Source organism: Mechercharimyces sp. CAU 1602 (genome assembly GCF_024753565.1).
GTDB lineage: Bacteria > Bacillota > Bacilli > Thermoactinomycetales > JANTPT01 > Mechercharimyces.
Map to the genome: position 1 here is coordinate 152,887 of NZ_JANTPT010000002.1, position 11,712 is coordinate 164,598.

Here is an 11,712-nt window from a genome sequence, read left to right on the forward strand (position 1 = left end):
CACTCCATCGTTATTATCTCTTTATCCCCATGGGACACTAGTTAGCTATGGGCACAACAATTCTTATACTTCTTCCCACTTCCACACGGACAAGGCTCATTACGTCCAATTTTATCATTACGCCGCAAGGGCTGCTTCTTTTTCTCTTCTTTATCCGTTCCACCGGAGGTAGCAGTTTGACGCACCGCTACTTGTTCACGCTTAAGCTCTTCGCCTTCTCCTATCTCCGATTGCAACACATACTTAACTACTTCCTCTTGGATTTCCGCTACGAGCTCTGAAAACATTTCAAAGCCCTCAAATTGATACTCCCGCAACGGATTAATCTGACCATATGCCCGTAAGTGAATTCCTTGACGCAAGTGTTCCATCGCATCAATATGATCCATCCACTTACGGTCCACTGTGCGCAGCGTAATCGTCTTACTAAATTCATGCAGACGCTCTTCTCCGATCTGCGCACGGCGCTCATCATAATACTGCGCTAATTGCTCATAAAGATAAGCGCTTATTGCTGTAGCAGATTCTAATTGCTCCACATGCTCTTCGTCAATTCGCTCCGCTGGCACAAAGTTAGCGGTTACGTACTCTAGCAGGGACGTAAGATCCCACTCTTCTGGCATTTCCTCTTTATCAATATGGGCATCGACCAACCGCTCCATCAGCTCTTTTGCCATGAGCAAGATCACATCACGCAAATCATCACTTAAGATCACATCGCGGCGCTGCTTATAAATAATTTCACGCTGTTGATTTAATACATCGTCGTATTGCAATACCCATCGACGAGCGTCAAAGTTATTGCCTTCCACCTTCTTCTGTGCATTTGCAACTGCTTTCGAAAAAAACTTTCCTTCAATCGGTTGATCATCTTCCAAACCAAGTCGTTCCATCATAGAGCTCAAATTATCCGAACCAAAACGGCGCATTAATTCATCTTGAAAAGAAAGGAAAAACTGAGAGGAACCAGGATCTCCTTGTCGACCCGAACGTCCACGCAACTGATTATCAATTCGTCTGCTCTCATGTCGTTCCGTTCCAATTACATGGAGACCGCCAAGCTTGTCGACGCCTTCTCCTAAAACGATGTCGGTTCCCCGCCCTGCCATATTGGTAGCAATTGTCACCGCATTCTTTTGCCCTGCCTGCGAAATAATTTCTGCTTCACGCTCATGGTTTTTCGCATTAAGAACTTGATGCGTGATTCCCTCTTTTTTTAACATGCGAGATAATATTTCTGACCTTTCAATCGAAACCGTACCTACAAGAATAGGTTGACCCGTACGATGCTTCTCCTTAATTTCGCTTACCACACGGCGAAACTTTGCCTCTTCTGTCTTATAGAGAATATCAGACATATCTTGACGAACCATAGGTTTGTTCGTTGGAATTTGTACAACGTCCATCCCATAAATTTTGCGAAACTCTTCTTCTTCCGTTTTTGCCGTCCCTGTCATGCCAGCTAGCTTGTCGTACATACGGAAATAATTTTGAAGGGTAACCGTAGCTAACGTCATGCTTTCACGCTGAACTTGCAACCCTTCCTTTGCTTCAATCGCTTGGTGCAAACCATCCGAATAGCGTCTGCCTGTCATTAATCGTCCTGTAAATTCGTCTACAATAACAACTCCTTCTTCATTTACTACATAGTCGGAGTCGCGCTTCATTGTCACGTGTGCTTTTAACGCTTGTTGCACATGATGATTTAAGGTAATATGCTTCGCATCATATACGTTTTCAATACCAAAGAAGGATTCCACCTTATCGACACCTTCTTCTGTCAAGGAAACCGCTTTTGTCTTTTCATCTAGAGTGTAATCATCTTCTGCACGTAAACGCCGCACCATTTTATCGGCTGCATAATAAAGATCTGTCGCTTTGTTTGCTTGTCCACTAATAATAAGTGGGGTACGTGCTTCATCGATCAAGATACTATCCACTTCGTCAATAATGGCATAATGAATGCGCTGAGCCATTTGCTCAGGGTAAAGTGCCATATTATCGCGCAAATAGTCAAAACCGAATTCGTTATTTGTACCGAAGGTAATATCAGCAGCATAAGCTTGTTTCTTCTCTTCCGGTGACATCCCCGATAAATTAAGCCCCACCGTTAAGCCAAGAAATTCAAACAGCTGTCCCATCCATTCACGGTCACGTTTTGCTAAGTAATCATTCACGGTGATGACATGAACACCTTTACCGCTTAATGCATTCAGATATGCTGGTAATGTGGAGACCAGGGTCTTCCCTTCACCCGTACGCATCTCAGCGATTTCTCCCCGATGAAGTGCCACCCCACCCACCAATTGTACACGGAAATGGCGCATCCCCAGAACTCGTTTCCCTGCTTCTCTAACAACTGCAAATGCTTCTGGTAATAACTCGTCCAGACAACTTTCTTGCAATCGATTTTTAAACTCTTCCGTCTTTGCTCGCAATTCATTATCCGTTAGCTTAGATACCTGCGGTTCTAACTCTTCTACTTGATCCGCAACGCGGAACAATTTGCGTAGTTGGCGCTCATTAGAATCGGGCATCCATTGGCGAAGCATTTTTAACATGCGCGTCATCTCCTTTTCCTAAGACGCATTCTATCGAAGCGCTTTACATTGCTTACACCCACCCATGGCAGGTTAATAAACAGTCTCTTATCTTCTAGTTTAACAAAAACAGCGCGATATTTTCACTTCATCGGGAAAAAACCTAAAAGAAGAGTTTTCGAGGAAGTGATCCTTCTATATAATAAGGTCATCTTGTTTTCATACACTTATGTATAATGATAACATTTTGCCTCGACAGAAAGCAGTGGATGAAAGTCTCACCCACTGCTTCTATATCTATATTTAGCTTTAAAATATGATTCATATTCTAACCTGCCGTCGTTAGTTACTATCTTTACTCGGGTTCAATCAAGCCATAGCGACCGTCATGTCGTTTATATACAACACTTGTTTGATCGCTATTCGCATTGGCAAAGACGAAAAAATTATGTCCCAACATATTCATCTGCAGAATCGCCTCTTCTACGTCCATCGGTTTAAAGCTAAAACGCTTTGTACGTACCACTTCAAAACGATCATCATCGTCTAACTCGTCTTCTTCAACTAACAAAGAGGAGCCATTCCCGTTTAACGCTGGTTGCAAGCTAGCGTCTTGACGGAATTTCCGGTTCACTTTCGTTTTATATTTACGGATTTGGCGTTCGAGTTTCTCCTCCACTTTACTGATCGACGTATACATATCGGTCGTGGTTTCCTCTGCTCGTACAAGTAATTCTGGAAAAGGAATGGTTACCTCAACCTTGTGATCATCACCAAACACACTTAAGACAGCATGAACCTCAGTTTTCGGAGTGGTTTCGAAATATTTCTCCAAACGCCCAATCTTCTTCTCTGTATACTGTTTCAACGCATCTGTAACTTCAATGTTTTGTCCGCGAATGTGAAAATGCATCAAGTGAACCCTCCCTAACGTCATGATCATCTTCTTACCTTTAGCCAACGTACAAAGAAGCGAAAATGCCTTCAACTTCTATACAATTCTTTTACCACTTATTTATGCAAATGAAACCTCGATCTGTACAAAAATAAATGAAAACCCCTCCAAAAGGAGGGGAAAGACGTTTTTGTTATTAACCTAATTTAACTACATTAGCCGCTTGTGGTCCACGCGCACCGTCCACAATTTCAAACTCTACGCTTTGCCCTTCATCTAAGGTTTTAAAGCCCTCATCTTGAATAGCGGAGTAGTGAACGAATACATCGTCTCCTTCTTCGCGCTCGATAAAACCATAGCCTTTTTCTGCATTGAACCACTTAACATTCCCTTGCATATCATACAACCCTTTCATAGTAAAGATAACGACTCGCTCATTAAAAGAGCGAATATCAGGCCTAGTGCCTTAGGCGATACTCTCTCATCCTTAGGAGGGATTGACGAGGGATCCAACTTTAGGGAAGGAGACATCCCATGATGAATCTACACCTTACCCCATCCTTCTCAGAAGAGGTGAGAGGATCTAACCATCGGTATAACTGCCTATCCTATGCACAGCAATTTGTGTTAAAGCACTGTGTTAGTCTAGCTTCACACGACTTTTTGCTCACACCCATCTATTTGGATGAAATGGGAGTTTGCAACACCGAATTGGTTAAAGTCACTATATCATTTGAAAAAAAGGAAGTCAACGCTGAACAAGCGCAGCGCTACATGACCACTTTACCCCGATAGGTGCGTAAAAAGCTCGCTTATAACACCTTGCCTAAGAAGTTTTGAGTGCGCTCTTCTCGAGGGGCTTGGAACAGCTGCTGCGGCTTCCCTTCTTCCACGATCTCACCAAAATCCATAAAAAGTACCCGTTGACACACTTCACGTGCGAAGCCCATCTCATGTGTAACGATTACCATGGTCATCCCTTCTTCCGCTAAGTTACGCATTACCGTCAACACTTCTCCTACCATCTCCGGATCCAAAGCGGAAGTGGGTTCATCAAACAACATAACCTTAGGGCCCATTGCCAATGCTCGCGCAATTGCTACCCGCTGCATTTGCCCTCCCGACAGCTGTTCTGGATAAGCGGATTCCTTCTCCTCCAATCCCACTTTCTTAAGGAGTTGACGAGCTTCTTCTTCCGCTTCCGTTCGCGTTTTCTTCAATACCTTAATTGGAGCCATCGTGATATTATCTATCACCCGGCGATGCGGAAATAAATTAAATTGTTGAAAAACCATCCCTACCTCTGTCCGCACATGATCAATATTGGTTCGCGGATCAGTTAAATCATGTTCACCAATCCTCACACTACCGCTCGTAACAGGTTCCAACAGGTTGAGACAGCGTAAAAAAGTGCTCTTTCCCGATCCACTCGGTCCAATCACACTAACCACTTCTTTTTCCGCTATCGATGTAGTAATCCCCTTCAAAACCTCTATTTTGCCAAAGTTTTTATACAGATTCTCTACTTTAATCATAGGTCTATTTCACATTCCCTTCATCAAGATCCTCATGGCGCCCCTGCTCCCTATGAATGTTCAGTTGAGGTACGAACACGTTTTTCTAAATAGAACACCAGTCGGGATAGTAGATAAGTAAGAAATAAGTATAAAACCGCACCTAATATATAGGGCGGAAAGCGGACAAATGTACTTTTAGCCACACTAAAAGCCCCATACGTAATATCATTTACCGCGATAATAGCTAGCAGAGAGGAGTCCTTAAGCAAAGCAATAAACTCATTTCCCAATGGAGGTAACATGCGCTTAAACGCTTGCGGCAAAATCACTTCTCGCATCGCCATACCGTAGCTCATCCCTAATGAACGTGCAGCTTCCATCTGCCCCTTCTCGATTGATTGAATTCCACCGCGAAAAATTTCAGCTATATATGCTCCCGCATTAAGGGATAAGGCTACAAAACCGGAGAAGAGGGCTCCTGGAGCTTGCGAAAACCCCAGCACATCAATCACAAGAGTCGGAATAATAACAAAATGAATAAATAAGATCTGCAACATAAGGGGCGTCCCACGAAATACATCAATATAGAGCGTAGCTGGGATTGTAAAAATCTTTTTGCGTGAAATCTTTAGCAAACCCAGTATTAAGCCTAGTATTGTCCCAAAGGTAATCCCTACAATGGTAAGTAGTGCGCTATTAATCACACCTTGGATAAAAAACTCGCGGTATTCCCACAAGACACTCCATTTCCATTCCACCAACACTTCACTCCTTTATACACTACTTACTATCGGTCATCGCTCTTTCAATGTCGAGAGCTTGTACACTTTTTCACACCAGCGTCTTTCAGGCAAAAAAAGGGGCGGCTATTTATTCACCGTCCCCATTTACACGTCTAGGCACATATCCGTTTATTTGGACTCTCCAAAGTATTTTGCGAATATCTCATCGTACGTTCCGTTTTCTTTGATTTTCTTTAATCCTTCATTAACCTGCTCTAATGTTTCCCCGTTTCCCTTCTTCACCATAATCCCGTATTGTTCAGGAGCAAAGTGAGGATCTTCAATCTTTTTAAATTTATCCTCGGATAACGTTTTGATATACTCCAACACTACTGCATTATCGGCAACCACAGCATCCACACGCCCATTTACCAAATCATCCATTGCAGCAGGTGTATCATCGTAAGATTTCAAACCACTGTAAGTCGTACCGTACTCCTCTTTTACAGCTTCCTCCCCCGTCGTACCCGCTTGCACACCAATCTTTTTGTCTTTTAGATCTTTAAAAGAAGATATATTAGAGCCTTCAGGTACAAGAATAAATTGTTTCGCATCAAAGTAAGGGTCGGAAAAATCGTACAATTCTTTGCGTTCATCTGTAATTGTGATAGCAGAAATAGCAACATCAGCGCTCCCATTTTTGATTGCTTCAAAAAGAGGGTCCCAGCCTGTATGTTTCATTTCCACCTCAGCATCATTCACCTCAGCAATCGCCTTTATCACATCCACATCAAAACCTGTAATATCTCCAGAACCCTCTTGCTTTTCAAATGGGGGGTATGCAGCATCCGTCGCAACCACCCATTTGGCTTTCTTCGCCTCATCAGCAGAGTCTGACCCACTCTCTTTCTTTGTATCTGCATCTGTCCCGCAAGCAACCAATAGCAAACAGAAGAGGGCCATTACGCCCCAAAAGGTTAGTACTTGCTTCTTCACTCAAAACAACCTCCCTTAATTTTCTAAAACATACCATTCTGAATCATCATATATATATTGTATTTATTCTAAATCTACTAGCTTAATTCCTGCTTTTCACCACTCTTCATACAACATCTACACACTAAGGAACCCCCTGCAGCAATATGGCAAGGGGGTTCTATATCAAACGGCACATAGGAAGATCCTCTCCTAACGTGCACGAAAAGCTTCTCTTTAGGCTAATTAATTGAACATCTTTTAAGACAACTTTACTTATTCACTGCTTCTTTCAATTGTTTACCCGGCTTAAATGCGGGAATCCGACTTGCCTTAATTTCAATTGCTTCCCCAGTCTGTGGATTTCTACCTTGTCTAGCTGCACGTTCGCGTACCTCAAAGTTTCCAAACCCAATTAACGAAACCTTTTCTCCATTACGCAAAGCTCCTGAAATTGCGTCTAAGACTGCATCTACAAATAATGTTGCCTCTTTTTTTGTGGTATCTGTCGATGTTGCTACCTTCTCTACCAATTCACTCTTATTCATTCCAGATCACTCCTTAGCTCATTTAGCTTTCTTTATCCCCACTGTTGCCCGTTTTTATTCCTTTTATACTCCTTTTTGTCTCTATCATTATCTACTATACAACGTTGGTTAGTAAAAATCCCCCTTACCGTGCAAATGTAACTGACTCCATCTTCTTCGGATCACACGCTGCTATAGTCTGAGCACAAGCGTGCAATGTAGCTCCCGTGGTATACACATCATCTACAATCACAATTCGTTTCTGTTTTAACTTATCTTGCACTCGTCCAGAGTATAACGAATAAAGATGTCCCGATCCTTGTAAGCGCGCATAACGGGAACGTGAACTTTGTACCTGTTCTGAGTGTAAACGCCGTAAAGTGGAAACCATAGGCACACGTAAGCGCCGCGCTATCACCTGAGCTAACAGCTCTGCTTGGTTATAGCCACGCATTTCCCACCTTGCCGGGGATAGTGGAACATAGGTAATCAGGTCTATGAGCTTCTGATGCTCCCACAAGAGCTCTGCCATCATTTCGCCCAAAGGTGTTGCCCACTCTCTTTTTCCTTGAAACTTATACATACGTATGATGTGCTTCGCCCATCCTTGATACTGCGTTACACTTCGGTTTCGCACAAATGTGCGATTTTTGCTACGGCGTTTACACTCCCCACATATTTCCCCATGCCCCATTGCACGACCACAGCGCCAGCAGGATGGGGGCGTGATCCTCTTCATTCGTCCTTGACAGCGTCGACACACTTGCTCCCATACCGACGAAAAGCGATGTCCAGCCACTATCGCTGGACAGAACCAACACGTCCTTCCTCGATAAAAGACTGATTCCCACTTCAACGGTTCCACGCTCCCTCTACTTTTCGCTGTCATTATAAAGAAGAGATGACACCTCTTTTCTGAGCAAGTCGATTAAGTGAGTTGATCGTATTCCTCGCTCTTCTTACCTGCCAACTATGTTCTGCCACGATAAAACACACCTCACCCTGCCGGTAGCTAGATGAATGCCCCACATGTTCGGCTGCATGTACCAATGTGCACCAATCATATTGTGGATCATCTGCGCCTACGACTAATACATGTACTTTTGGCAAGGTGATTGCTCGTCCCAACAGCCGGGTCGTCAATAAAATGCGTCTTTTCCCCTCCCTAAAGTGTTCCACCTCAATATCTTCTTCTAAATGGGAGGTTACAACAATCCCAAGTTCATCTTCATTCACATCCATCCTTCGCATCATCCACTTTCGTAAATTATAGGCTGCGCTTATTCGCGGAACCAATATAAGCGCTTGTCCCTCTGTAGCTCGCACTCTCTCTAAAAAGCGGCTGATACCCGCTACCTTCCTTCCCGCTCGCATGTGCTCCCACAACCCATGCTTTCGAGATATGCGCGGAACCGCTAGGGGGTGCTGATGGTGACGAACTGGAATAATAAGAGAAGCCATTTTCCCTTGCTGAACACGAGCTTGCCAGTATGGTGCAGGGGTGAGCGACAAGATCACTTGCTTTCCTCCGGGGCGTGTTACCCTATCCATCTTTCTTTCCCTTAAAGCAACCTCTTCTAGCCCCACGCTCTCTCTTTCGTCCATAATAACAAGGGTAAAAAACTGACAAAACCGAAGCAGTTGTGCCACTGTAGCAACCATGATCTCCCCCTGCTCCCACACTTGAGACCTTTCACCTACCAAATGAACAACCCTGGTCTGGGGAAAATACTGAGCCAGCTCAGCAGCAATCCCCTCTACATTCCCTCTGTAGGAGGATAGCCACAGTACTCGACCTCCGCTACCCACTACCTCTCTCATTGCAGGTGCCAATAACTTAATATTGTGGTTCCCTGCAACTGTCCACACCAACAACTTAGTTTGGGTTGCTGCTATAAATTGTCTGCACTGCTCTGCTCCTGCACGCTCCACACTTCCCCACTGGGACTGCCCAACCTCAATCCATACTTTATTTGCTGGTTGCCCGCTCTCCCACCGTTCCTCCACTTTTCCCGTCGGAAAACGGAGCAGCAACTGACAAGAAATGGATTTTCCCATATGTAAGCAAGCACGACACATCAGGCAATCCTTTTTGCAAGAAGCACAATACACTTGCTGCAACTCTTTTCCATCGTGAAAGCAGCGGTTACACATTCCTCTAACCTGGCTGTATAACGTTATCGCAGGCAAAACCTCGACCTTCCCAGCACAATATAATGCCTGCACTACCTTTCTCATCTGTTTTTGTTCCTCGGTACATTGATAATAGGTGAGCAAAGAAGAAAGTTCATGCCACAGCAGCGATCGCCCTTGTGCCCGTTGCCACAACCGCAAGGCCGATGGCCGCCAAACATCCCATATTGAAGAGTGGGTAAAAGACTGAGCAGAAATAAAATCTACGCTTGTCGTTAGGTGTGACTCACTCACCAAAGCTTGTCCAAAAGAAGCATATGTACGAACATCCCTTATCTCTATCTGATGTTCCTCCCAATATGCATAATCTAGTTCCATAGCTAGTGAAAAATAGGAGCTCCCTCTTTTTTTCTGCAATCGATATACTGCCACCTTCATCGTCTCAGCTCCTTTACGGGCAGTCACTTCTCTCTCCCATGTGCATACAGTTGAGAGAAATGACTGCCCGAACTTTCCATCACTGCGCAAACAGGCGTGGGGGATCTTTTCCTTCGTTAGAGATACGTAAATCTAAAACCAACGTTCGCTTCTCTTCTTTCCACACGCGCTGACACTCTTCTTCTATCTCTTTTATCAGCGACTTTTCTACCAGTTTATACGTAAGTGAAGAATGTTTTAGATCTAATCTTCTGATAATATCTAGGGTATCGTCTGTTGAGGGATAGTGAACACAGGTTACCCCACATGACCTTCCCTGGAGACGATTCATTGTATAAAAAGAGCGTATCATCCACTCAACAGAATGTTGGCTATTTTCTGTTATCAATACCAGATGATCCGCCTCTGGCTGTTCCACTTGAAACCAACAAAGTCGAGAAAGAGTAAGCAGTAGCTCAAACAACCCATACATTGCCAAAAGTGACAATACCCACTGCTCCATTCATCCCCCCTCCTTTTCCCCAGTATATGCGCCTTCAGGGAATGGAGTTCATCGCTACGATTGAAACAAAATACCCGGTTTCCTTATAGGAGAACCGGGTATTTACTGTTTTAAGCTCCCCTCGCCGCTTGACGAAGGATATCGGCTTTATTTGTTTGCTCCCATGGCAATTCGATGTCCGTACGACCGAAGTGCCCATAGGCGGCTGTCTGCTTATAAAGTGGGCGTTTAAGATCAAGGTCACGAATAATTGCTGCTGGGCGTAAATCGAAATTATCTCGTACCAATTGCACCAGTTCATGCTCAGCTAAATTGCTTGTACCAAAGGCCTCGACACGGATGGAGACAGGGTGAGCCACCCCAATCGCATATGCTAATTGTACTTCACACTGTTCAGCTAAACCAGCTGCAACAATATTTTTAGCTACATAACGGGCTGCATAAGCGGCTGAGCGATCCACTTTTGTCGGATCCTTACCGGAAAATGCTCCTCCACCGTGACGAGCATAACCTCCATAAGTGTCGACAATAATTTTGCGACCGGTCAAACCGGCATCTCCCATCGGTCCACCAATCACAAAGCGTCCTGTTGGATTGATAAAATACTTTGTTTCACTATCTAACATATCATCTGCAACAACAGGCATAATCACTTCTTTCATAATATCAGCCTGTACTTGTTCCAATGTGATCTCTTCAGCATGCTGAGTGGAGATCACAATCGCATCGACACGCACAGGACGATCCCCATCATACTCAATTGTAACCTGAGTCTTACCGTCTGGACGTAAATACGGTAAGGTACCATTGACGCGCACTTCATGTAGTCGTCGGGATAAGCGATGGGATAGCGAAATCGGCAATGGCATCAATTCAGGGGTTTCTGTACAAGCATACCCAAACATAATCCCTTGATCTCCTGCTCCAATCGCTTCCAATTCCTGTTCAGAATACGATCCTTCCCGCTTTTCCAAAGCCTCGTCCACACCCGCTGCAATGTCGGATGATTGCTCATCGATTGAGGTTAATACCGCACAAGTAGCTGCATCAAAGCCATATTTCGCTCTGGTATACCCTATATCTTGAATCGTCTCACGAACGATTTTTGGAATATCGACATAGCAATTGGTTGAGATTTCACCTGTTACCAGCACCAGTCCGGTCGTTACAGTTGTTTCACATGCCACGCGCCCATTCGGATCTTGCTCAAGAATAGCATCAAGAATGGCATCGGAAACTTGGTCACACACTTTATCTGGGTGACCTGCAGTAACTGACTCTGATGTGAAGAGGTGGCGTTGTTCGGATGACATAGCGACTCCTCCTTCTCCTAAACAAACAAAAAATATCACGTGCGGCACTCGCACGACGGCTATCAAATCATAGTCGATAGTGAATAGAATACCTTAATCACACTTAGATTGCAACGAAACGAATGTCGTTTATTCAAAGCAACACTACGC

Annotated in this window: 12 protein-coding genes; 1 reads left to right on the forward strand and 11 read right to left on the reverse strand. The window is 44.2% G+C overall.

The annotated features are described in order from the left end of the window. Positions 1 to 41 precede the first annotated feature (41 nt). The 3 genes from secA to NXZ84_RS11825 all read right to left on the reverse strand — a co-directional run bounded on the left by secA (position 42) and on the right by NXZ84_RS11825 (position 3,832). On the reverse strand, positions 42 to 2,561 hold the full coding sequence (gene secA, locus NXZ84_RS11815; protein WP_258840531.1) for a preprotein translocase subunit SecA: 2,520 nt from the start codon (positions 2,559 to 2,561) through the stop codon (positions 42 to 44). A 334-nt stretch (positions 2,562 to 2,895) separates the two neighbouring features. Further along, the gene (hpf, locus tag NXZ84_RS11820) at positions 2,896 to 3,453 is read right to left on the reverse strand and encodes a ribosome hibernation-promoting factor, HPF/YfiA family (RefSeq protein WP_258840532.1); all 558 of its coding nucleotides are present in this window, start codon (positions 3,451 to 3,453) and stop codon (positions 2,896 to 2,898) included. Between the two features lie 178 nt (positions 3,454 to 3,631). Beyond that, complete coding sequence (locus tag NXZ84_RS11825) at positions 3,632 to 3,832, reverse strand: cold shock domain-containing protein (protein WP_258840662.1); 201 nt, start codon at positions 3,830 to 3,832, stop codon at positions 3,632 to 3,634. A gap of 137 nt (positions 3,833 to 3,969) precedes the next feature. Between NXZ84_RS11825 and NXZ84_RS11830 the strand changes: the two genes are divergently transcribed. Beyond that, the gene (locus tag NXZ84_RS11830; protein ID WP_258840533.1) at positions 3,970 to 4,230 is read left to right on the forward strand and encodes a hypothetical protein; all 261 of its coding nucleotides are present in this window, start codon (positions 3,970 to 3,972) and stop codon (positions 4,228 to 4,230) included. A gap of 17 nt (positions 4,231 to 4,247) precedes the next feature. Here the strand turns inward: NXZ84_RS11830 and NXZ84_RS11835 are convergent, their stop codons facing one another. The 8 genes from NXZ84_RS11835 to metK form a co-directional block, all read right to left on the reverse strand. After that, the gene (locus tag NXZ84_RS11835) at positions 4,248 to 4,970 is read right to left on the reverse strand and encodes an amino acid ABC transporter ATP-binding protein (RefSeq protein ID WP_258840534.1); all 723 of its coding nucleotides are present in this window, start codon (positions 4,968 to 4,970) and stop codon (positions 4,248 to 4,250) included. Between the two features lie 50 nt (positions 4,971 to 5,020). Beyond that, positions 5,021 to 5,713 carry an amino acid ABC transporter permease gene (locus tag NXZ84_RS11840; protein ID WP_396654041.1) on the reverse strand — a complete coding sequence of 231 codons (693 nt, stop codon included), beginning with the start codon at positions 5,711 to 5,713 and terminating at the stop codon, positions 5,021 to 5,023. Between the two features lie 150 nt (positions 5,714 to 5,863). After that, complete coding sequence (locus NXZ84_RS11845; RefSeq protein ID WP_258840537.1) at positions 5,864 to 6,670, reverse strand: basic amino acid ABC transporter substrate-binding protein; 807 nt, start codon at positions 6,668 to 6,670, stop codon at positions 5,864 to 5,866. Positions 6,671 to 6,921: 251 nt separating this feature from the next. Further along, on the reverse strand, positions 6,922 to 7,197 hold the full coding sequence (locus tag NXZ84_RS11850) for an HU family DNA-binding protein (protein ID WP_258840538.1): 276 nt from the start codon (positions 7,195 to 7,197) through the stop codon (positions 6,922 to 6,924). Between the two features lie 124 nt (positions 7,198 to 7,321). Beyond that, positions 7,322 to 8,032: a ComFC family protein gene (locus NXZ84_RS11855; protein ID WP_258840539.1), complete on the reverse strand. Its 711-nt coding sequence runs from the start codon at positions 8,030 to 8,032 to the stop codon at positions 7,322 to 7,324. Between the two features lie 32 nt (positions 8,033 to 8,064). Beyond that, positions 8,065 to 9,747, reverse strand: coding sequence for a hypothetical protein (locus tag NXZ84_RS11860; RefSeq protein ID WP_258840540.1), 1,683 nt, complete (start codon positions 9,745 to 9,747; stop codon positions 8,065 to 8,067). Between the two features lie 79 nt (positions 9,748 to 9,826). Next, entirely contained in the window at positions 9,827 to 10,249 is a 423-nt protein-coding gene (locus tag NXZ84_RS11865) for a hypothetical protein (RefSeq protein ID WP_258840541.1), read from the reverse strand. A gap of 110 nt (positions 10,250 to 10,359) precedes the next feature. Beyond that, positions 10,360 to 11,562, reverse strand: coding sequence for a methionine adenosyltransferase (metK, locus tag NXZ84_RS11870; RefSeq protein ID WP_258840542.1), 1,203 nt, complete (start codon positions 11,560 to 11,562; stop codon positions 10,360 to 10,362). Positions 11,563 to 11,712: the final 150 nt, after the last annotated feature.